The organism is Pseudomonas purpurea (assembly GCF_039908635.1).
GTDB classification, from domain to species: Bacteria; Pseudomonadota; Gammaproteobacteria; order Pseudomonadales; family Pseudomonadaceae; genus Aquipseudomonas; species Aquipseudomonas purpurea.
In genome coordinates this window covers 1,377,093-1,400,063 of record NZ_CP150918.1, presented here as the reverse complement: position 1 = coordinate 1,400,063, position 22,971 = coordinate 1,377,093, and the positions used below count along the sequence as shown (strand labels likewise).

Genomic DNA, 22,971 nt, shown 5'->3' with positions numbered 1-22,971 from the left:
AGGTTCAAGCCTTCTTCTGGTGTTGAGCCAAAGCTGCTTTGACGAAACCGCTGAACAACGGGTGACCGTCGCGCGGGGTCGAGGTGAACTCAGGGTGGAACTGGCAAGCGACGAACCATGGATGATCCGGTGCTTCAACCACTTCAACCAGCGCGCCATCACCCGAACGACCGGAGATTTTCAGGCCCGCGTCGATCAGTTGCGGCAGCAGCTTGTTGTTCACTTCGTAACGGTGACGGTGACGCTCGACGATAACGTCCTTGGCGTAGCAATCGTGCACCAGGGAACCGGCCTCCAGCAGGCAATCCTGTGCGCCAAGGCGCATGGTGCCGCCCAGATCGGACGATTCGGTACGGGTTTCGACGGCGCCGGTGGCATCTTCCCACTCGGTGATCAGACCCACGACCGGGTGACCGCTGGCGCGATCGAACTCGGTGGAGTTGGCGTCTTTCCAGCCCAGCACGTTACGAGCGAACTCGATGACGGCCACTTGCATGCCCAGGCAGATACCCAGGTACGGAACCTTGTTTTCGCGAGCGTATTGAACGGCAGTGATCTTGCCTTCCACGCCACGCAGACCGAAGCCGCCTGGAACCAGGATCGCATCCACGCCTTCAAGCAGCGCGGTGCCCTGGTTTTCGATGTCTTCGGAGTCGATGTAACGCAGGTTGACCTTGGTACGGTTGCTGATGCCCGCGTGACTCATCGCTTCGATCAGCGATTTGTAAGCGTCCAGCAGCTCCATGTACTTGCCGACCATCGCGATGGTGACTTCGTGTTCCGGGTTCAGCTTGGCATCGACCACCGCTTCCCACTCGGACAGATCGGCACCGCCGCATTGCAGGCCGAAACGCTCCACGACGAAATCATCCAGGCCCTGGGAGTGCAGAATGCCCGGGATCTTGTAGATGGTGTCGGCGTCTTCCAGCGCGATAACCGCACGTTCTTCAACGTTGGTGAACTGCGCGATCTTGCGACGCGAGGAAATGTCGATCGGGTGATCGGAGCGGCATACCAGCACGTCTGGCTGCAGGCCGATGGAACGCAATTCCTTGACCGAGTGCTGGGTAGGCTTGGTTTTGGTCTCGCCGGCGGTGGCGATGTACGGCACCAGCGTCAGGTGCATCAGCATCGCGCGCTTGGCGCCGACTTCGAAACGCAATTGACGGATGGCTTCGAGGAACGGTTGGGACTCGATGTCACCCACGGTGCCACCGATCTCGACCATGGCCACGTCGGCATCGCCGGCACCCTTGATGATGCGGCGCTTGATTTCGTCGGTGATGTGCGGGATCACCTGGATGGTTGCGCCCAGGTAGTCACCACGGCGCTCTTTGCGCAGGACGTGTTCGTAGACACGGCCAGTGGTGAAGTTGTTGTTCTGGGTCATGGTCGTGCGGATGAACCGCTCGTAGTGGCCCAGGTCCAGGTCAGTCTCGGCGCCGTCGTGGGTGACGAACACTTCACCGTGCTGGAACGGGCTCATGGTGCCCGGGTCAACGTTGATGTACGGGTCCAGCTTGAGCATGGTGACCTTAAGTCCCCGCGCCTCCAGGATGGCCGCCAATGAAGCCGATGCAATGCCTTTCCCCAATGAAGAAACAACACCGCCCGTGACGAATATGTAGCGCGTCATGAAAAACCCTAGAAGTCTGCGTTAAAGCGGTCCGAGCCGCCGGGGAAAGCGAAGGAAGGCCGAAGCCCCCGATCACCTGCATTAGTCACAGTGCATCTTTCAAAAAAACCGCCGCGTTGGGACAGACCGGAAGTGAAAACACCGGTACGTTGCTCGCTACACATTTTTTGGAATCGCCCAGCAAAGACTGCTTGGTAATCGGCAACTCCTGCAATTCAGTCGAATCCACAGAAGTTGTATCAAGAAGGGAGCGTAGTCTACCGGAAAGCCCCTTTCAGCTCAAACCTTGATCTTGGTTTGCTGGCTGCCAGTGCAAACGCCAGTCGCCATGGGCACTTCCCGCAAGCCCCGGGAGGTTGGCAACCGCCAACAACTGCCCGTCGCGGTAGAGCAGCGGCAATCTGCCACGGGCAAACAGCGGCAGGCCGCTTTCGTTGAGCAGGCGCTTGAGATCACGATGGCCGCGACCGGGCAACGACATGACCTCGCCACCCTGCCGGTAGCGAACACTCAGTACGCCTTCCGGGGGCTGGCCGCTGAAGGCCAGGTGACCGTTATCCGGTAAATGCAGCGCCTGGACCGGGGCCGTCCAGCACTGATCCAGCACCGGCGCATGCAGCCAGTTGGCAGACAGCCACCAGATCCGTCCACCGGCACGATGCAACTCGCCGTCTGCCAGACGCCAGATCGGCCGCGCATCGCTGGCGGCATCGCGCACACTGTTCCAACCCGACCAGTGGTCGCTGTCCGGCAGCCGCGTCAACGGCGCAAGCCAATGGCTGAGGACATTGCGCTGACGAGCGGTGGAGAGTTTTTCAAGCGCTGCCATGTCCAGAGAGGGCACACCCAGCCAATCAAACTCGCTGACGGTCGCTGCATGAACCCGATCCATCTCGGCCAGCTCATCCAGCAATTCCTGCGCCTCGCTCAAGTGCGCGGCGCTTCGAGCGATGGTGGCCACGGCCTGCGGCCAACGCTGCGTGAGCGCCGGGAAAATCTGCTGGCGAAGGTAATTACGGGAAAACTGCTGATCGGCGTTCGAAGGGTCTTCCACCCAGCTCAATTGATGCGCAGCGGCATAGGCTTCCAGTTCGCGCCGCGCCACACAAAGCAGCGGCCGCAGCAAATGCCCGCCACCCAGCGGACGCTCCAGCGGCATGGCTGACAACCCTCTCACCCCCGCCCCGCGCAGCAGGCGAAACAGCAAGGTTTCCGCCTGATCGTCGCGGTGCTGGGCGGTCAGCAGCAGCTCACCAGGATGAGTCGCCGCGACAAAAGCGCCATAGCGCGCATCACGGGCCGCACGCTCAAGGCTGGCGCCGGGTTGAACCTGGACGCGAACCACCTCTAACGGCACACCCAGCGCATCACACACCGACTGACAATGCGCCGGCCACGCATCAGCCGCAGCCTGAAGGCCGTGATGCACATGAATGGCTTTGAGTTTGGGCAGGGGTTGGTTTTTAGCAAGCTGCGCTAGAAGGTGCAGCAGGACAGTGGAATCGAGGCCACCGGAAAAGGCGACGCGCCAGGTCGGCGCGGTGCGCCAGGGAGCCAGACTCAGCAGCAGCCTGGCAGGCAGGTCAATCCTGGATGAACTCATAATGTTCACTTGGCCCAAATCAAATGTGGGAGCGAGCTTGCTCGCGATGGCGGTGTAACAGCCAACCTATTGGTTGAATGTTAAATCGCCATCGCGAGCAAGCTCGCTCCCACATGGGTAGAGCGAGGTCAGATCAGAGACCGTAGCTCATCAGACGCTCGTAACGGCGAGCCAGCAACGCATCGTTGTCGAACTTCTTCAGCATCGCCAGTTGCGAGCTCAGCTCGGCACGGATCGAAGCCGCAGCAGCCGCCGGATTGCGGTGTGCGCCGCCCAGTGGTTCGCTGATCACTTTGTCGACGATACCCAGGCCTTTCAGGCGCTCGGCGGTGATGCCCATCGCTTCAGCGGCATCCGGGGCTTTTTCGGCGGTTTTCCACAGAATCGAAGCACAACCTTCCGGCGAGATCACCGCGTAGGTCGAATACTGCAGCATGTTCAACTGATCGCACACACCGATCGCCAGCGCACCACCGGAACCACCCTCACCGATCACGGTGGCGATGATTGGGGTTTTCAGGCGCGCCATGACCCGCAGGTTCCAGGCAATCGCTTCGCTCTGGTTACGCTCTTCAGCGTCGATACCCGGGTATGCACCCGGGGTGTCGATGAAGGTCAGGATCGGCATTTTGAAACGCTCGGCCATTTCCATCAGGCGGCAAGCCTTGCGGTAGCCTTCCGGACGCGGCATGCCGAAGTTGCGGCGAACCTTCTCGCGCACCTCGCGACCTTTCTGGTGACCGATGATCATCACCGGCTGGTCGTCCAGACGGGCAACACCGCCAACGATGGCTGCGTCGTCGGAGAAGTGGCGATCACCGTGCAACTCATCGAACTCGGTGAAGATGTGTTCGATGTAGTCCAGGGTGTACGGGCGACGCGGGTGACGCGCCAGGCGTGCGATCTGCCAACTGGTCAGCTTGCCGAAGATGTCTTCGGTGAGCGTGCTGCTCTTGTCTTGCAGGCGGGAGATTTCATCGCCGATATTCAGCGAATTGTCATTACCGACCAAGCGCAACTCTTCGATCTTGGCTTGCAGGTCGGCGATCGGCTGTTCGAAATCAAGAAAATTCGGGTTCATAGGCGTCCGTCTTGGGTCGACGTCCAAGAGAGCTTGGGCCGGCCGGTTGTCTATTCGCGCCCTACCTTAAGGGAGAGGCGCGTTGAGGTCGAGATTAAAAATTCGGATCGAGATCAGGGCACACTCTTGATAACAAGAAAACACGTACCTGACCGTCAACGGTATTGGAGGAAGACGTTGTCTCGCCCGAACTGGTCACGCAGGGCTTGAATCAAGGCATCCGCCGGATCGATTCGCCAGGTCTCGCCAAACTGCAACAAGGCCTTGGCATCGGGGCTGGTGTATTCCATGGTAATCGGGCACGCGCCCCGGTGGCGCTTGAACAACTCGCCCAGCCAGCGTAGCTGATCGCCTTTGAGGTCTTGGGTCTGGACCTTCAAGCGCAGGCTTTCGGCCAGGTTGGTGCGCGCATCTTCCATGCTCATCACCCGCTTGACCCGCAAGCGCAGGCCGCCGGAGAAGTCGTCATTGCTGACCTCGCCTTCGACCACCACCATGGCATCGGTCTGCAACAGCGACTGCGCCGAATGGAAGGCCTCAGCAAACAACGACGCCTCGATGCGGCCCGAGCGGTCGTCGAGGGTGATGAAGCCCATCTTGTCGCCCTTTTTGTTCTTCATGACCCGCAGCGCGATGATCATGCCCGCAACCGTCTGGGTATCGCGCGCCGGCTTCAGGTCGATGATGCGTTGGCGGGCGAAACGGCGGATCTCACCTTCGTACTCGTCAATCGGGTGACCGGTGAGGTACAGGCCCAGGGTATCTTTCTCCCCTTTCAGCCGTTCCTTGAGGGTCAGCTCCTTGGCCTTGCGGTGATTGGCGTAGACATCGGCGTCTGCTTCAACGAACAGGCCACCAAACAGGTCGGCGTGACCGCTGTCGTGCGTACGGGCGGTCTGCTCGGCCGCCTTGATCGCTTCTTCCATGGCCGTCAGCAAGACCGCCCGATTGAGGTCGATATTGGCCTGATAAGCCTTCGGCTCATCGTGGAAATACGGGCCAAGGCGATCCAGAGCGCCACTGCGGATCAAGCCGTCGAGGGTTCGTTTGTTGATGCGCTTGAGGTCGACCCGGGCGCAAAAATCGAACAGGTCCTTGAACGGCCCGTCCTGGCGCGCCTCGGTAATCGCCTCGACCGGCCCCTCGCCAACCCCCTTGATCGCGCCCAGCCCGTAAATAATGCGGCCTTCGTCATTCACCGTGAACTTGAACTCGGAGGTATTCACATCCGGCGCGTCGAGACGCAGCTTCATGGTGCGAATTTCTTCGATCAAGGTCACAACCTTGTCGGTGTTGTGCATATCCGCCGACAGCACCGCGGCCATGAACGGCGCCGGGTAATGAGCTTTCAGCCACGCGGTCTGGTACGACACCAGACCGTAGGCGGCGGAGTGAGACTTGTTGAAGCCATAACCGGCGAACTTCTCTACCAGGTCGAAGATGTTACCCGCAAGATCGGCATCGATATTGTTGGTGGCGCAACCTTCAATGAAACCGCCGCGCTGCTTGGCCATTTCTTCGGGTTTCTTCTTGCCCATGGCTCGCCGCAGCATGTCCGCACCACCGAGGGTGTAACCGGCCATGACCTGGGCAATCTGCATCACCTGTTCCTGATACAGGATGATGCCGTACGTCGGCGCCAGTACCGGCTTGAGGCCTTCGTACTGGTAATCCGAGTGCGGGTACGCCAGTTCGGCGCGACCGTGCTTACGGTTGATGAAGTCGTCCACCATGCCCGATTGCAGCGGGCCTGGGCGGAACAGTGCTACCAGGGCGATCAAGTCTTCCAGGCAGTCGGGCTTGAGCTTTTTGATCAGCTCTTTCATACCTCGCGACTCAAGCTGGAACACCGCGGTGGTTTCAGCTTTTTGCAGCAGCGTGTACGTCGGCTTGTCGTCCAGCGGGATAAACGCGATATCCAGCGGCGGTTCGTCGACCTTGGCGCGGTCGCGGTTAATGGTTTTCAGCGCCCAGTCGATGATCGTCAGGGTCCGCAGCCCCAGGAAGTCGAACTTCACCAGACCGGCCGCCTCGACGTCGTCCTTGTCGAACTGGGTAACGAGACCGCCGCCCTCTTCGTCGCAATAGATCGGCGAGAAGTCGGTCAGCTTGGTCGGCGCAATAACCACACCACCGGCGTGCTTGCCGACGTTACGCACCACGCCTTCAAGCTTGCGGGCCATTTCCCAGATTTCCGCGGCTTCTTCATCGACCTTGATAAAGTCACGCAGGATTTCTTCCTGTTCGTAGGCTTTTTCCAGGGTCATGCCGACTTCGAACGGAATCATCTTCGACAGACGATCCGCCAGCCCGTAGGACTTGCCCTGCACCCGCGCCACGTCGCGGACCACAGCCTTGGCGGCCATGGAACCGAAGGTGATGATCTGGCTTACCGCGTTGCGACCGTACTTCTCGGCCACGTAGTCGATCACGCGGTCGCGACCGTCCATGCAGAAGTCGACGTCGAAGTCGGGCATGGAAACCCGTTCCGGGTTAAGGAAACGTTCGAACAGCAGGTCATATTCCAGCGGGTCGAGGTCGGTGATCTTCTGCACATAGGCCACCAGCGACCCGGCACCCGACCCACGGCCCGGGCCTACCGGTACGCCGTTGCTCTTGGCCCACTGGATAAAGTCCATAACGATCAGGAAGTAACCGGGAAACCCCATCTGGATGATGATATCCAGCTCGAAATTCAACCGGTCGACGTAAACCTGACGCTTGGCTTCGTAGTCTTCGGTGGTGTCCTTGGGCAGCAGCACGCTCAAGCGCTCTTCGAGGCCATCGAAGGACACCTTGCGGAAATACTCGTCGATGGTCATGCCATCGGGAATCGGGAAGTTGGGCAGGAAGTGCGTGCCCAGCTTCACTTCGATGTTGCAACGCTTGGCGATCTCGACGGTGTTTTCCAGCGCCTCAGGCAAGTCGCTGAACAACTCGGCCATTTCCTCGGCACTTTTGAGGTACTGCTGGTCGCTGTAATTCTTGGAGCGACGCGGGTCGTCGAGCGCCCGGCCTTCGCCGATGCACACGCGGGTTTCGTGAGCCTCGAAGTCCTGCTGCTTGATGAAGCGCACATCGTTGGTCGCCACCAGCGGCGCGCCGATTTTTTCGGCCAGGGCCACGGCGCCGTGCAGTTGCTCTTCGTCGTTGGGGCGGTTGGTGCGCTGCACTTCCAGATAGAAACGATCCGGGAACACCGCCATCCATTCGCGCGCCAGGATTTCGGCTTCGTCTGGGTTGCCGCTGAGCATGGCGATACCGATCTCGCCCTCTTTGGCCGCCGACAGCATGATCAAGCCTTCGTTGGCCTCGGCCACCCACTCGCGCTCAATGATGATCTGGCCGTTACGCTGACCGTCAATGAAGCCTCGGGAGATCAACTCGGTGAGGTTGCGATAACCCACGGCGTTCATCGCCAGGAAGCTGATGCGGCTCAGCGGGTTATCCGGATCTTTGTTCGACAGCCACAGGTCGGCGCCACAGATCGGCTTGATCCCGGCGCCCATGGCGTTTTTGTAGAACTTGACCAGGGAACACATGTTGTTCTGGTCGGTGACCGCCACGGCAGGCATGTTCATGCCGACCAGGGTCTTGACCAGCGGTTTGATCCGCACCAGACCATCGACCAGGGAGTATTCAGTGTGCAGGCGTAGGTGAACGAATGAAGCCGGCATAGTGATCCTGCTAATAACGTGGAGACAACAAGGCCCGGAAATCCGGCACTTTAAAGCGGCTGCGCTTTAAAGTGCCGGATTGTACCGGGCCTTGGTAAAAACATCAGCCTTGCGACTAACGCTCGATCAAACCCTCACGCGCCTCGTAAGCCAGCCGCACAGGGGCGAAGGAGCGTCGGTGAATGGGTGTCGGCCCCAAACGGGCCAAGGCTTCCAGATGAACGGGAGTCGGGTAGCCTTTGTGGCCGCCGATGCCGTACCCCGGATAAATCAGTTCGAAAGCAGCCATTTCGCGATCCCGGCTGACTTTCGCCAGAATCGAGGCGGCGGCAATCGCCGGCACCTTGCTATCGCCCTTGACCACCGCTTCGGCAGGCATTGCCAGTTGCGGGCATCGGTTGCCATCGATCATCGCCAGTTTCGGCATGATGTGCAGGCCTGCGACCGCGCGCTGCATGGCCAGCATGGTGGCGTGCAGGATATTCAGCTCGTCGATTTCTTCAACTTCGGCACGCGCGATACACCAGCTCAGGGCTTTCTCGCGGATTTCGTCGTAGAGCTTTTCGCGGCGTGCTTCGGTGAGCTTCTTCGAATCGTTGAGACCGAGAATCGGTCGGCTCGGATCGAGGATCACTGCCGCCGTTACGACCGCACCGCACAACGGACCACGACCGACTTCATCGACACCCGCCACAAGGTCTTCGGCGTCTGCGACGAGGGTGAAATCCAGGCCCATTTGCATCTTTACATTACTCATTGAGGTTTGCCGATCAAGTTAAGGACGGCGTCTGCGGCCTGATTCGAAGCATCAAGGCGCAAGGTGCGGTGAATCTGATCAAACCCGGCAGTCTGCTCTTCGCCACCCTCGATCAACGGCAACAGGGTCTGCGCCAGCGCCTCGGGCGTTGCATCGTCCTGCAGCAACTCGGGTACCAGCAAACGCTGGGCCAGCAAGTTCGGCAACGAGATGTAGGGGCTTTTGACCATGCGCTTGAGAATCCAGAACGTCAGCGGCGCCAGGCGATAAGCAACCACCATCGGCCGCTTGTGCAACAAGGCCTCCAGCGTCGCTGTGCCGGAGGCAATCAGCACCGCATCACAGGCGGCCAGCGCTTGATGTGACCGACCATCGAGCAGTGTCACCGGCAAATCACGCCCCACCAGCAACGCTTCGATCTGCTCGCGACGCTCCGGGCTGGCACACGGCATGACAAACCGCACACCCGGACACAGCGCACGTAAACGCTCGGCCGTATCAAGGAACAAGCCACCCAGGCGTCCGACTTCACCGCCTCGGCTGCCCGGCATCAACGCGACCAACGGGCCAGCGGTCAATCCCAGCTCAGCGCGAGCGGCAGCACGATCAGCCTCCAAGGGAATGGCATCGGCCAGCGAATGGCCGACGAACCGCACGGGCACGCCTTTCTCTTCGTAGAATTTGGCTTCAAACGGGAACAACGTCAGCATCAAATCGCAGCCTTCGCGGATCTTCAGCACGCGCTTCTGCCGCCAGGCCCAGACTGAAGGGCTGACGTAGTGCACGGTCTTGATGCCGGCCTGACGCAGTTTGAGTTCGATATTGAGGGTGAAGTCCGGCGCATCGATGCCGATGAACACGTCCGGCTTTTCCGCGATCAGGGTCGCGATCAGCTTCTTGCGTCGAGCAAGCAACTCACGCAAACGCCCCAGGACTTCAACCAGCCCCATGACCGCCAGGCGTTCCATTGGAAAGTATGAGGTCAGGCCTTCGGCCTGCATCAGCGGACCGCCAACACCGATGAACTCAACGTCTCGGTGCTGAACCTTCAGCGCACGCATCAAACCTGCACCCAGAATATCGCCGGAGGCTTCGCCCGCCACCAGCGCAATACGCAGATTGGCCATGGTTAACGGGTGATGCCGCGAGTCGATGACTGGATCGAGTCGCGGAAGACCGCGACTTCGGGAAACTGTGCCGAAGGCTCGGCCAGCTCGGCAAGCGCCTGCTCAACGGTCAGGCCCTGGCGATAAACCACTTTGTAGGCACGGCGCAACGCGTGGATGGCGTCTTCGCTGAAACCACGACGGCGCATGCCTTCGAAGTTCATGCTACGGGCTTCTGCCGGGTTGCCGAACACCGTGACGTAGGCCGGAACATCCTTGCCAATGGCCGTACCCATGCCGGAAAAGCTGTGGGTGCCGATATGGCAATACTGGTGAACCAGGGTAAAACCGGACAGGATCGCCCAGTCTTCAACATGCACATGGCCCGCCAGTGCGGTGTTGTTGACCAGAATGCAGTGGTTGCCGATCACGCTGTCATGGCCGATATGGGCATAAGCCATGATCAGGTTGTGGTCGCCCAGGGTCGTTTCGGAACGGTCCTGGACGGTGCCACGGTGAATCGTCACGCCTTCACGGATGATGTTGTGGTCACCGATCACCAGGCGGGTCTCTTCACCCTTGTACTTCAGATCGGGCGTGTCCTCACCTACCGATGAAAACTGGTAGATGCGGTTGTGCTTGCCAATCCGGGTCGGGCCCTTAAGTATCACGTGCGGCCCGATCACTGTTCCCTCGCCGATTTCCACACCTGCGCCGACGATCGACCAAGGGCCGACCTCGACGTCGTTGGCCAGAATGGCCGTCGGATCGATGATTGCGCGAGGGTCAATCAAACTCATACTTTTTGTTCCGCACAGATGATCTCGGCCGAGCATACCGGCTTGCCATCCACCGACGCCTGGCATTCAAACTTCCAGATCTTGCGCTTGCAGCTGATGAACGTGGCTTCAAGGATCAATTGGTCGCCAGGCTTGACCGGCTGACGGAAACGCAGCTTGTCGGAGCCGACGAAGTAGTAAAGGGTGCCATCGGCAGGTTTCACGTCCAGCATCTTGAAACCCAGGATGCCTGCGGCCTGCGCCATCGCCTCGATGATCAGCACGCCCGGCATGATCGGGTGCGCCGGAAAGTGACCATTGAAGAACGGTTCGTTGATGCTGACATTCTTGTAGGCACGAATGCGCTTGCCTTCAACATCCAGATCCACCACCCGGTCCACCAGCAGGAACGGGTAACGGTGAGGCAGGTATTCGCGAATCTCGTTGATGTCCATCATTTCGGGGGGAAGCCTATGTAAAGATTGGGAGCGCGCGGCAAACGCGCACTCCGCTAGCAAATCAAGGAGGCAGTCTAGCGGCTGAGCACACTTGATATGGAAATGGTATCAGCCTTCAGATGAAGCATTGGCGTCAGGGGTCACGTCCCCTACACGCTTCTCCAGCTGTCGCAAACGCCGCGCGATGTCATCGAGCTGACGGATGCGAGCCGCGCTTTTGCGCCATTCGGCCGCTGGCTGCATGGCTGTACCAGATGAGTAGGAGCCCGGCTCGGTAATCGAGTGAGTCACCATCGTCATCCCGGTCAGGAAAACGTTGTCGCAAATATCAATGTGTCCTACCAGCCCTACACCACCAGCGAGCATGCAATGCTTGCCGATTTTGGTACTGCCGGAAATCCCCACGCAAGCGGCCATGGCGGTGTGGTCGCCGACCTGCACGTTGTGGGCAATTTGAATCTGGTTGTCGAGCTTCACGCCATTACCGATCACGGTATCGGCCAGCGCACCGCGATCAATAGCGGTGTTAACGCCAATTTCGACATCGTCGCCGATCAACACGCCGCCGACCTGGGCAATTTTCTGCCAGATGCCCTTCTCGTTGGCAAAGCCGAAGCCTTCACCGCCCAGCACCGCACCCGACTGAATCACCACTCGCTTGCCGACCCGCACGTCGTGATACAGCGTCACACGCGGAGCCAGCCAGCCACCTTCGCCGATTTCGCTACGTGCGCCGATGAAGCAATGAGCGCCAATCGTCACGCCCGCGGCGATCCGTGCAGCACTTTCGATCACGGCAAACGCACCAATACTCGCCGCTGGGTCAACCACCGCATCCTCAGCCACAACGGCTGTCGGATGAACCCCGGCAGCAGCCTTGGGCTTCGGATCAAACAGATGGGAAACCCGCGCATACGCGGCATACGGGTCAGGCACAACCAGCGCATCACCGGCAAACCCTTCGGCATCGGCGGCCTTCAGCAACACAGCTGCGGCTTGGCTTTCGGCCAGGTATTTACGGTATTGGGGATTTGCCAGAAAGCTCAACTGAGCTGGGCCAGCCTCCTGCAAGGTGGCTAGCCCAGTAATTTCTTTCTCCGCAGAGCCACGCAACGTGGCCCCGAGGAACTCGGCCAACTGGCCGAGTTTTATAGTCGCTGTCATGGATTACTTCAGTTGGTTCATGCGCTCGATAACCTGGCGGGTGATGTCGTACTGAGGTTTGACGTCAATCACTGCACCACGCTCGAAGACCAGGTCAAAAGCACCTTTTTTGATGACTTCTTCCACAGCGCTATCCAGTTTTGGCTTGAGCTGCTTCAGCATTTCACGGTCAGCAACGGCTTTGGCTTCGTTCAGCTCTTTAGACTGGAACTGGAAGTCACGGGCCTTTTGCTTGAATTCCAGCTCAAGGCGTTCGCGCTCGCCCTGGGCCATTTTATCGCCACCGCTGACCAGACGATCCTGGATGCCTTTGGCACTGCTTTCCAGAGTCTTGAGCTTGGTCAGTTGCGGACCGAACTTCTTCTCGGCGTCCACGGCGTACTTCTTCGCCGCATCCGACTCCAGCAGAGCCATTTGGTAGTTCAGTACCGCAATTTTCATTTCGGCAAATGCCGGGGTCGCTACCAGGACAGTCGCCAGGAGAACCAATTGAGTCAACTTACGCACGATGCACTCCTACAAAATCCATTGTCGTTATCTTGGGTCAGGCTCTTAGAAAGTCTGACCGAGGGAGAATTGGAACACCTGAGTCTCAGCGTTATCCGGTTCCTTGATCGGCATCGCCAACGCAAAGCTCAATGGCCCCAGTGCAGTAACCCACGTCACACCGACACCGACCGAGCTGGCCAGACCGGAGAGATCGATATTGTTGCACTCAATTTTCTTGCCAGTAGCCGATACCTTGTTCGAAGAGCAATTGCTGTCGAACACGTTACCAACGTCCCAGAAGACCGAGGTCCGCAACGAACGCTGATCCTTGACGAAGGGCAGCGGGAACAGAATTTCTACACCACCTTGAACCAGCACGTTACCACCGAACGGCAGAGGGTCCTGGTCCGGGTCTTTGCTTGTACCAGGATTCTTGCCGGTACTTGGCGTACTGCGAGGACCCAGGGTACTGTCCTTGAAGCCACGAACCGAGTTGAAACCGCCTGCGTAGTAGTTCTCGTAGAACGGTAGACCATCTGTCGAACCGTAGCCATCGCCATAACCGAGTTCGGTATGCAGACGCATGGTGTAGTTGTCAGTCAACGGCTGGAACAACTGACCGCGATAGTCGAGTTTGAAGAACGACAGGTCGCTGCCTGGCGTGGTGGCTTCCAGGGTCAGGCTCTGGGAATGGCCACGTGTCGCCAATACACCCTTGTTCAGGGTCGACTCGGACCAACCGGCCGATGCCTTGAAGTTCAGGTAGTTGTCGCCTTCCTTTTTCACGAAATCAAAAATTTCGTCAACGGTGTACTTACCGGTATTGATTTTGTCTTGCTGCGCGGTCAGACCGAAGGTCAGACGCGAGGTTTCGCTGATCGGATAGCCGACGCTGACGCCAGCACCCAGGCTGTCTACCGCATAGTTGGCCACATCGACATCGAGGTCTTTGTAGTCAGTGGTGCGATAGAACGCGTTGTAACCCAGGCTCACGCCATCAGCAGTCCAGTAGGGGTCGACATAACCGAAGTTATAGCGGCTCTGGTATTCGCTACGGGTCAGGCCGATGCTGACCTTGTTACCTGTACCCAGGAAGTTGTTCTGGGTGATCGAACCGCCCAGGATCAAACCGGCGCTCTGAGCAAAACCAACGCTGGCGGTGATCGAACCGGAAGCTTGCTCTTCAACACTGTAGTTCACGTCTACCTGGTCGTCGGTGCCCGGTACAGCCGGCGTCTCGACGTTGACTTCCTTGAAGAAGCCCAGGCGCTCCAGACGGGTCTTGGACTGGTCGATCAGGTAGGTCGAAGCCCAGCCACCTTCCATCTGGCGCATTTCACGGCGCAGTACTTCGTCTTCCGACTTGGTGTTGCCGCGGAAGTTGATGCGGTTTACATAAGCACGCTTGCCCGGATCAACCACAAAGGTGATATCGACAGTGTGATCATCGTCGTGTGGCTGCGGTACGCCGTTGACGTTGGCGAAGGTATAACCCTCGTTACCCAGACGACGCGTGATCAGTTCGGAGGTGGTGGTCATCAGCTTGCGCGAGAACACCTGGCCTTTCTGAACCAGCAACAGAGCCTTGACCTGGTCTTCAGGGACTTTCAGGTCGCCGCTCAGCTTGACGTCACGAACGCTGTACTTTTCGCCTTCGTTAACGTTGACGGTGACGTAGACGTGTTTCTTGTCCGGGGTGATGGACACCTGGGTCGAGGCGATATCCATGTTGATATAGCCACGGTCCAGGTAGTAGGAACGCAGGCGTTCCAGGTCACCGGAGAGTTTTTCACGAGCGTACTTGTCATCGTTCTTGAAGAACGACAACCAGTTGGTGGTCTTGAGTTCGAACAGGTCGATCAGGTCTTCGTCGGCGAAAACGGTGTTACCCACCACGTTGATGTGCTGGATAGCAGCAACGGTGCCTTCGTTGATATTGACCTTCAAGGCAACGCGGTTACGCGGCTGCGGCACCACTTCGGTGTCGACGGTCGCCGAGTAGCGGCCCTGAGCGACGTATTGACGCTGCAGTTCGTTACGCACGCCTTCAAGGGTCGCACGCTGGAAGATCTCGCCTTCGGCCAGACCGGACTGTTTGAGACCTTTCATCAAGTCATCAGTGGAGATCGCCTTATTGCCATCGATCTCGATACTGGCGACCGATGGGCGCTCGACTACCGTGATGACCAGGACATTTCCATCGCGGCCCAGCTGGATATCTTGAAAGAAACCGGTTTTGAACAGCGCACGAGTGGATTCCACCAGGCGACGATCATCCGCCTGTTCACCGACGTTCAACGGCAAGGCACCAAAGACGCTACCCGCGGAGACCCGCTGGAGGCCATTGACGCGAATATCGGAGATAGTGAAGGACTCGGCGTGAACTTCGGCGATCATCAATACGGTGAGAACCGCAGTTAGCAGCAGACGTTTCATGAAGTCCTTTCTTATTCCAACTGGCAATAAACAAACTGCCGCAAAATGCGGCAGATTCGCAATTCAGCGAAGCGTTACAGTCGACCCAGATCGTTGACCAGAGCAAGCAACATCACCCCGACCACCAAACTGATACCGATCTGTATCCCCCAACCCTGCACCCGATCCGACAAGGGACGACCACGCGCCCACTCGATCAGATAAAACAACAAATGCCCCCCATCCAGTACAGGGATGGGCAACAAATTGAGAACTCCCAGGCTAATACTCAGATAAGCAAGGAAATTCAAGAAATCAGCGACACCCGACTGGGCAGAAGCGCCCGCCACTTTAGCAATGGTTATCGGTCCACTCAAGTTTTTTACCGAGAGCTCGCCGAACAACATTTTCTTTAGCGAATCAAGGGTCAGCACACTCATGGTCCAGGTGCGACGCGCGCCCTCGCCAATCGCCGCGACAGGGCCGAAGCTGACCTCGCGAATCATCTCTGGCGGCCAGTCGACAACCTTGACGCCAGCCCCCAGATAACCGCTCGCTGCTTTCGCACCACCGCGCGCCGCCAAGGTAACAGGGACGTCGATTTGAGCACCGTCGCGCTCGACATGCAGCACAATTTTGGTATCAGGACGTACACGGACCCAGTCGACCACTTGCTGCCAATCGTTGAGCACCTGACCGTCCAGCGCCAGCAAGCGATCGCCGGTTTTCAGCCCGGCAGCCTGAGCCGGGCCTTTCGGATCGAGTTCAGCCAGCACCGGCGGCAACGCCGGACGCCACGGACGAATACCCAGCGAGCGAATCGGGTCTGGCTCATTGGCACCCTTGAGCCAATGATCGAGCGTCAGCTCACGCGGCGAATCGGCACTGGAACCCTGCTCACGAACCAGCAACTGCAACGCACCGCTTTCCCCCAGTCGACGAACCAACTGCAGATTGACTGCGGCCCACCCGGAAGTCGGCTCGCCATCAATCGCAATAATTTCCTGCCCAGGGCTCAAACCCGCCTTGGCGGCAATACTGCCCGCCTCGACCGCCCCGATGACCGGGCGCACCTGCTCGCTGCCGAGCATGGCCAGCGCCCAGAAAAACACAAAAGCCAACAAGAAGTTGGCAATGGGACCGGCCGCCACGATGGCGATCCGCTGACGAACGGTTTTACGATTGAACGATTGATCGAGCTGGTCAGCCGGTACTTCGCCTTCGCGCTCATCGAGCATTTTGACGTAGCCACCCAGGGGAATGGCCGCAATCACGAATTCCGTGCCACGCTTGTCGTGCCAGCGCAACAACGGCATGCCGAAGCCTACGGAGAAGCGCAGAACCTTCACGCCACAGCGGCGGGCGACCCAAAAATGGCCGAATTCATGGAAGGTGACCAGCACACCCAATGCCACCAGGGTGCCGACAATCATATAGAGCGCGCTCATCTGCTTTCTCCGCAATCCTATTCAGTACTGCCGCATGCTTGCGCCCGGCTGCACCTATCGTCCGTGACGACTCAACCATTGCCCGGCCAGGCTTCGTGCCTTGGCGTCCGCCGTAAACACTGCATCGAGATCATCAACCGCAACCACAGGCTCGAGATTCAAGACTTCCTCAATGATACTCGCGATCTCCAAGTAACGGACACGCCCATCAAGAAACGCAGCGACCGCCACTTCATTGGCCGCATTCAGCATGGCTGGCGCGCTGTTACCCGACTCTGCAGCCTGACGAGCCAGGCGCAGGCAAGGGAAACGATCTTCATCGGGCGCCTGGAAATCCAGTCGTGCGATGGCAAACAGGTCCAACGGCGCCACACCGGAGTCGATCCGCTCAGGCCACGCCAGCGCATTGGAAATCGGCGTGCGCATGTCCGGGTTACCCAACTGCGCCAGCACCGAGCCGTCAACATAGTCGACCAGCGAATGAATGACGCTTTGCGGGTGAATCACCACTTCAATCTGGGATGGCTTGGCATCGAACAACCAGCAGGCCTCGATCAACTCCAGGCCTTTGTTCATCATGCTGGCCGAATCGACTGAAATCTTGCGCCCCATCGACCAGTTAGGGTGGGCACAGGCCTGATCAGGCGTCACATGCGCCAGTTCGGACAACGGCGTCTGCCGGAACGGACCGCCAGAAGCTGTCAGTAAAATCCGCCGCACACCCACAGCACTGAGGCCACGGGCAAAGTCCTGCGGCATGCACTGGAAAATTGCGTTGTGCTCACTGTCGATCGGCAAGAGCACCGAACCGCTTTTGCGCACTGCCTGCATGAACAAGGCGCCGGACATGACCAATGCTTCTTTGTTGGCCAGAAGGATCTTCTTGCCCGCCTCGACCGCTGCCAGCGTTGGACGCAGCCCCGCCGCACCGACAATCGCCGCCATGACCGCATCGACCTCAGGGTCGGAGGCAACCTGACACAACCCCGCCTCACCCACGAGTACTCGCGTAGACAGGCCGGCGGCACGCAAATCGTCCTGCAACCCACGAGCCGCAACCAACTCAGGCACAACCGCGAAGCGCGGCGTATGACGAATACACAGTGCCAACAACTCAGCCAATCGGGTAAAGCCGCTCAGGGCGAACACCTGATAACGCTGCGGATGACGAGCAATGACATCCAGCGTGCTCAGGCCGATCGAGCCTGTAGCCCCCAGGACAGTAATCTGTTGTGGGCGACTCACGGCATCATCACCCACAGCAACACTGCGAACACTGGAATGGCCGCCGTCAGACTGTCGATACGATCCAGGATACCGCCATGCCCCGGCAACAGGTTACTGCTGTCCTTGATCCCCGATTGGCGCTTGAACATGCTTTCAGTCAAGTCGCCGACCACTGAGATCAGCACAACAATCGCCGCTCCAATCAGCCCCATCAGGATCTGGGCAACGCTCCAGTCGCGAACCAAACCGACAACGGCGGTAATCAGCAGACTCAATGCCAGACCGCCGTACACACCCTCCCAACTCTTGCCAGGACTGACCAGCGGCGCCAGCTTGCGCTTACCGAAAGCCCGGCCGGAGAAGTACGCACCGATGTCCGCTCCCCAGACCAACACCATGACCGCCATGATCAACCAGTTACCCAGCGGGTACTGCTTGATCAGGACCAGCCCCTGCCAGGCAGGCAGCAGAATCAGCAGACCGATGACCAGTTTGCAGGCCGCGCTGGCCCAATGCTCGCTGGTTTTGGGATAAGTCAGCACCAGGAAGGTCGCCGCCGCCCACCACAGAACAGCAGCACCCAACACCCAGGGTGCAAGCCCCGGCAGCAGATGCATGACAAACAGCATGGCCGCGACAACCACCGCATAAGCCACGCGCAATGGCTGGGCAGTAAAGCCTGCAAGACGCGCCCACTCCCACGCACCGAGCGTCACGACCAGCCCGATGAACAGCGCAAACCCGGAACCTTCGAGCAGGAAGAACCCGCACAAGGCGATAGGCAGCAGAATGAGTGCAGTGATGATTCGTTGCTTAAGCATTAAACCCGGGCCCCAGCCTCGACCTGCTCGCTCGTTTTACCGAAGCGTCGCTGGCGAGAAGCGAAATCGGCCAGCGCGGTGCGCATGGCGTCGTGTTTGAAGTCCGGCCAGAACAGGTCGGAGAAATACAACTCGGCGTATGCCAACTGCCACAAGAGGAAGTTGCTGATGCGATGTTCGCCACCCGTGCGGATACACAGATCAGGCAACGGCAGATCGCCGGTCGCCAGACAGGTTTGTAACAACTCGGGAGTGATGTCCTCAGGACGCAGGTGCCCGGCCTGAACCTCGCGCGCCAGACGCTGCGCAGCCTGGGCGATATCCCACTGACCACCGTAGTTGGCGGCAATTTGCAGAATGAAGCGATTCGCCCCCGCCGTCATGGCTTCAGCTTCGCGCATGGCGGCCTGAAGCTCGGGATGAAAGCGGGAACGGTCGCCGATAATCCGCAAGCTGATGTTGTTGTCATTGAGGCGCTTGGCCTCACGACGCAACGCCTTGAAGAACAAGTCCATCAAGGCGCTGACCTCATCGGCCGGGCGCTGCCAGTTTTCACTGGAGAAGGCAAACAGGGTCAATACCTCGACCTTGGCCTCGGCACACACCTCAATCACTGCACGAACTGCATCCACACCCGCTTTATGCCCGGCAACACCTGGCATAAAGCGTTTTTTCGCCCAGCGATTATTACCATCCATGATGATCGCGACATGGCGCGGCACCGCGGACGGCGCAGTCTGCTTGGTCTTATCCATGAAAACGCGACCCTTATACGGCCATCAGATCCGCTTCTTTCTGCTTGGTCGCCGCGTCGATATCAGCCTCAGCCTTGTCGGTGAGTTTCTGGATATCGGCAGCAGCACGACGCTCTTCGTCTTCGCTGATTTCCTTGTCCTTGACCAGTTTCTTCAGGTCGCCCAGTGCATCGCGACGGATGTTGCGCACGGCAACACGAGCATCTTCTGCGGCACTGCGAGCCTGTTTGGTGAAGCCCTTGCGGGTTTCCTCGGTCAGGGCAGGCATGGAGATCAACAGCAACTCGCCCAGGTTGGTCGGGTTGAGGTTCAAGCCGGCGCTCTGGATCGCCTTGTCGACTGCCGCGAGCATGTTGCGCTCGAACGCCACGACCTGGAGGGTCCGAGAATCTTTCACGGTAACGTTGGCGACGCCGCTCAACGGGGTATCAGCACCGTAGTAAGGCACCATCACGCTACCCAGAATGCTCGGGTGAGCCTTGCCGGTACGAATCTGGCCAAACGCGTGGGACAGAGACTCCAGGGATTTTTGCATGCGCTCTTGAGCGTCTTTTTTGATTTCGTTGATCATTGTTGGCCTTCCTCGATCAGGGTTCCTTCAGCGCCGCCATGTACGATGTTCAGCAGGGCGCCGGGCTTGTTCATGTTGAAGACGCGCAATGGCATCTTGTGGTCGCGACACAGGCAGATTGCCGTCAGATCCATTACGCCCAGCTTGCGATCCAGCACTTCATCGTAGGTCAGATGATCGAACTTCTCGGCATGCGGGTCTTTAAATGGGTCAGCAGTGTACACGCCATCCACCTTGGTCGCCTTGAGCACTACATCAGCGTCGATCTCGATCGCACGCAGGCAGGCAGCCGAGTCCGTGGTGAAGAATGGGTTGCCGGTGCCGGCAGCGAAGATGACCACTTCCTTGGCGTTCAGATGACGCATGGCTTTGCGGCGATCATAGTGATCGGTCACGCCCACCATGGAAATTGCCGACATCACGATGGCCGAGATATTGGCGCGCTCCAGCGCGTCACGCATGGCCAGGGCATTCATCACAGTGGCCAGCATGCCCATGTGGTCGCCCGTAACACGGTCCATGCCGGCAGCGCTCAGCGCTGCGCCGCGGAACAGGTTACCACCCCCGATCACCAGACCCACCTGAACACCGATGCCGACCAGTTGGCCAACTTCCAGCGCCATGCGATCCAGCACCTTGGGATCGATCCCGAACTCTTCGGAGCCCATCAGGGCCTCGCCGCTAAGCTTGAGTAGAATGCGTTTATAGCGAGCCTGATAACCACTGCCCTGCTGAGCCATTGCGAATCTCTCCTGCGGCGTATTTTAAAAAATTCTTTGCGGGCTGTTTTCAGCCTGCGTTCACTCTAGCTTGACGCTATCACAGCGCCATCAGAACACGGCTTTGTAAGCCAGTTCCGACAGGAAACCAAATAAATCGGCCTCCCCATCTGAAAAGAGGCTGCGCGCGTGAGCGGGCAGCCTCTTCAGGGCGACAGTTAAAAAACCGTCTTACGACTTGGCAGCAGCCAGCTGGGCAGCAACTTCTTCAGCGAAGTTGTCTACCGGCTTCTCGATGCCTTCGCCTACTTTGAAGTAGGTGAAGGAAACGATTTCAGCACCGGCCTTCTTGGCCAGCTCGCCGACCTTGATTTCAGGGTTCTTGACGAACGCCTGCTCAACCAGGCTGGCTTCAGCCAGGAACTTGCTGATACGGCCTTTGACCATGTTTTCAACGATGTTTTCCGGCTTGCCGGCGATCTTGTCAGCGTTCAGCGTCAGGAACACGCCTTTCTCACGCTCGACCGCTTCAGCGGAAACTTCCGATGGCAGCAGGAACTCAGGGTTGGTGGCCGCTACGTGCATAGCGATATCCTTGGCCAGCTCAACGTCGCCGCCTTTCAGGACAACTGCAACACCGATCTTGTTGCCGTGCAGGTAACCGCCGACAACGTCACCTTCAACGCGTGCCAGACGACGGATGTTGACGTTTTCGCCAACCTTGCCGACCAGTACCAGGCGATCAGCTTCTTGAGCTTCGATCAGCGGAGCAACGTCAGACAGTTTGTCGGCGAACGCTTTTTCAACGCTTGCAGCAACAAATGCCTTGAAGTCGTCCTGCAGGGCCAGGAAGTCGGTCTGCGAGTTCACTTCCAGCAGAACGGCGGATTTACCGTCTTCCTTCAGAGCGATAGCGCCTTCAGCGGCAACGTTGCCCGCTTTCTTGGCAGCCTTGATGGCGCCCGAAGCACGCATGTCATCAATGGCTTTTTCGATGTCGCCGTCAGCCTTGGTCAAGGCTTTCTTGCAGTCCATCATGCCTTCGCCAGTACGCTCGCGCAGTTCTTTGACCAACGCTGCAGTAATCTCTGCCATTTCAAAATTCCTCTTGGATAGGTTATCAACCATTCCACCCGATCGAACGGGCGTTCAATTCTTCCCGAACCACCTTTGTTAGCTGCTGCACATGACAACTGCAGTAGCGGCACCGCTGAAAACGGGCGCCTACAAACGGTTTTCGAGGTGGCAAAAAGGGGGCCAGGCCCCCTTTTTGCTTACTGAGCCAACGCCAGGGCGTTAATTACTCAGCTGCTGCTACCGGAGCTTCTTCTACGAACTGCTCGGCGCCGCCAGCAACGTGGTTGCGACCGCGGATTACAGCGTCAGCCATCGAACCCATGTACAGCTGGATAGCGCGGATTGCGTCATCGTTGCCTGGGATGATGTAGTCAACGCCTTCCGGGCTGCTGTTGGTATCGACTACGCCGATAACCGGGATACCCAGCTTGTTGGCTTCGGTGATCGCGATGCGCTCGTGATCAACGTCGATAACGAACAGTGCGTCAGGCAGACCGCCCATGTCCTTGATACCACCCAGGGAACGATCGAGCTTTTCCAGGTCACGGGAGCGCATCAGCGCTTCTTTCTTGGTCAGCTTGGCGAAAGTACCGTCTTCGGCTTGCACTTCAAGGTCACGCAGACGCTTGATGGAAGCACGGATGGTTTTGAAGTTGGTCAGCATGCCGCCCAACCAGCGGTGATCGACGTACGGCGAACCGCAACGTGCTGCTTCTTCAGCAACGATCTTGCCAGCGGAACGCTTGGTGCCGACGAACAGAATCTTGTTTTTGCCCTGGGCCAGACGCTCTACGAAAGTCAGAGCTTCGTTGAACATTGGCAGGGTTTTTTCAAGGTTGATGATGTGAATCTTGTTACGTGCGCCGAAAATGTATTTACCCATTTTCGGGTTCCAGTAACGGGTCTGGTGACCGAAGTGCACACCGGCCTTCAGCATATCGCGCATGTTGACTTGGGACATGATAGTTCCTTAATAAGTCGGGTTTGGCCTCCACGTATCCCAATGACCAACCAGCAGCATCAGCTGAAGGCACCCAGGTCATCGTGTCGACACGTGTGTGGATTTAGACTTTGCGGGGTATCCCCGGAAAGCGGCGCATTTTATATCACAGGAAGGATGAAAACGAAACCCGGATTCTGAAATCCAGGTCGCGCAGAGTGCCAACACCCCTGCAATCGCTCCAGAAT

The 22,971-nt window shown here is 58.5% G+C and carries 19 protein-coding genes; all 19 read right to left on the bottom strand.

Going from position 1 to position 22,971, the window contains the following annotated elements:
• Positions 1-4: 4 nt before the first annotated feature.
• The gene (locus tag AABM54_RS06190) at positions 5-1,636 is read right to left on the bottom strand and encodes a CTP synthase (RefSeq protein ID WP_347904422.1); all 1,632 of its coding nucleotides are present in this window, start codon (positions 1,634-1,636) and stop codon (positions 5-7) included.
• 274 nt (positions 1,637-1,910) lie between these two features.
• Positions 1,911-3,239, bottom strand: a complete 1,329-nt coding sequence (gene tilS, locus AABM54_RS06185; protein WP_347904421.1) for a tRNA lysidine(34) synthetase TilS — start codon at positions 3,237-3,239, stop codon at positions 1,911-1,913.
• A 133-nt stretch (positions 3,240-3,372) separates the two neighbouring features.
• Positions 3,373-4,320 (bottom strand): acetyl-CoA carboxylase carboxyltransferase subunit alpha, encoded by a 948-nt coding sequence (locus tag AABM54_RS06180; RefSeq protein WP_347904420.1) that lies wholly within the window; start codon positions 4,318-4,320, stop codon positions 3,373-3,375.
• A gap of 155 nt (positions 4,321-4,475) precedes the next feature.
• A complete protein-coding gene (dnaE, locus tag AABM54_RS06175; RefSeq protein WP_347904419.1) occupies positions 4,476-7,997 on the bottom strand; it encodes a DNA polymerase III subunit alpha in 3,522 nt (1,173 codons plus the stop codon).
• Between the two features lie 115 nt (positions 7,998-8,112).
• Positions 8,113-8,739, bottom strand: a complete 627-nt coding sequence (gene rnhB / locus AABM54_RS06170; protein WP_347906138.1) for a ribonuclease HII — start codon at positions 8,737-8,739, stop codon at positions 8,113-8,115.
• 11 nt (positions 8,740-8,750) lie between these two features.
• Entirely contained in the window at positions 8,751-9,881 is a 1,131-nt protein-coding gene (gene lpxB, locus AABM54_RS06165) for a lipid-A-disaccharide synthase (RefSeq protein WP_347904418.1), read from the bottom strand.
• A 2-nt stretch (positions 9,882-9,883) separates the two neighbouring features.
• Complete coding sequence (gene lpxA, locus AABM54_RS06160) at positions 9,884-10,660, bottom strand: acyl-ACP--UDP-N-acetylglucosamine O-acyltransferase (protein WP_347904417.1); 777 nt, start codon at positions 10,658-10,660, stop codon at positions 9,884-9,886.
• Positions 10,657-11,097, bottom strand: a complete 441-nt coding sequence (gene fabZ, locus AABM54_RS06155; protein WP_008028982.1) for a 3-hydroxyacyl-ACP dehydratase FabZ — start codon at positions 11,095-11,097, stop codon at positions 10,657-10,659. Before fabZ ends, lpxA begins: the two co-directional genes overlap by 4 nt.
• Positions 11,098-11,205: 108 nt before the next feature.
• A complete protein-coding gene (lpxD, locus tag AABM54_RS06150; RefSeq protein ID WP_347904416.1) occupies positions 11,206-12,261 on the bottom strand; it encodes a UDP-3-O-(3-hydroxymyristoyl)glucosamine N-acyltransferase in 1,056 nt (351 codons plus the stop codon).
• Positions 12,262-12,264: 3 nt separating this feature from the next.
• A complete protein-coding gene (locus tag AABM54_RS06145) occupies positions 12,265-12,768 on the bottom strand; it encodes an OmpH family outer membrane protein (RefSeq protein WP_019692093.1) in 504 nt (167 codons plus the stop codon).
• A 45-nt stretch (positions 12,769-12,813) separates the two neighbouring features.
• Complete coding sequence (bamA, locus tag AABM54_RS06140) at positions 12,814-15,186, bottom strand: outer membrane protein assembly factor BamA (protein ID WP_347904415.1); 2,373 nt, start codon at positions 15,184-15,186, stop codon at positions 12,814-12,816.
• 74 nt (positions 15,187-15,260) lie between these two features.
• Positions 15,261-16,613, bottom strand: coding sequence for a sigma E protease regulator RseP (gene rseP, locus AABM54_RS06135; RefSeq protein WP_347904414.1), 1,353 nt, complete (start codon positions 16,611-16,613; stop codon positions 15,261-15,263).
• Positions 16,614-16,667: 54 nt separating this feature from the next.
• Positions 16,668-17,858: a 1-deoxy-D-xylulose-5-phosphate reductoisomerase gene (ispC, locus tag AABM54_RS06130; RefSeq protein WP_347904413.1), complete on the bottom strand. Its 1,191-nt coding sequence runs from the start codon at positions 17,856-17,858 to the stop codon at positions 16,668-16,670.
• Complete coding sequence (locus tag AABM54_RS06125) at positions 17,855-18,661, bottom strand: phosphatidate cytidylyltransferase (protein ID WP_347904412.1); 807 nt, start codon at positions 18,659-18,661, stop codon at positions 17,855-17,857. Before AABM54_RS06125 ends, ispC begins: the two co-directional genes overlap by 4 nt.
• The gene (gene uppS, locus AABM54_RS06120) at positions 18,661-19,416 is read right to left on the bottom strand and encodes a polyprenyl diphosphate synthase (protein ID WP_347904411.1); all 756 of its coding nucleotides are present in this window, start codon (positions 19,414-19,416) and stop codon (positions 18,661-18,663) included. Before uppS ends, AABM54_RS06125 begins: the two co-directional genes overlap by 1 nt.
• A gap of 13 nt (positions 19,417-19,429) precedes the next feature.
• Positions 19,430-19,987, bottom strand: coding sequence for a ribosome recycling factor (gene frr, locus AABM54_RS06115; protein WP_028622555.1), 558 nt, complete (start codon positions 19,985-19,987; stop codon positions 19,430-19,432).
• Positions 19,984-20,727, bottom strand: coding sequence for a UMP kinase (pyrH, locus tag AABM54_RS06110; protein ID WP_003172271.1), 744 nt, complete (start codon positions 20,725-20,727; stop codon positions 19,984-19,986). The genes frr and pyrH overlap by 4 nt, the downstream gene beginning before the upstream one ends.
• A 210-nt stretch (positions 20,728-20,937) precedes the next feature.
• Positions 20,938-21,801: a translation elongation factor Ts gene (tsf, locus tag AABM54_RS06105; protein WP_347904410.1), complete on the bottom strand. Its 864-nt coding sequence runs from the start codon at positions 21,799-21,801 to the stop codon at positions 20,938-20,940.
• Between the two features lie 205 nt (positions 21,802-22,006).
• On the bottom strand, positions 22,007-22,744 hold the full coding sequence (gene rpsB, locus AABM54_RS06100) for a 30S ribosomal protein S2 (RefSeq protein ID WP_102061743.1): 738 nt from the start codon (positions 22,742-22,744) through the stop codon (positions 22,007-22,009).
• Positions 22,745-22,971: the final 227 nt, after the last annotated feature.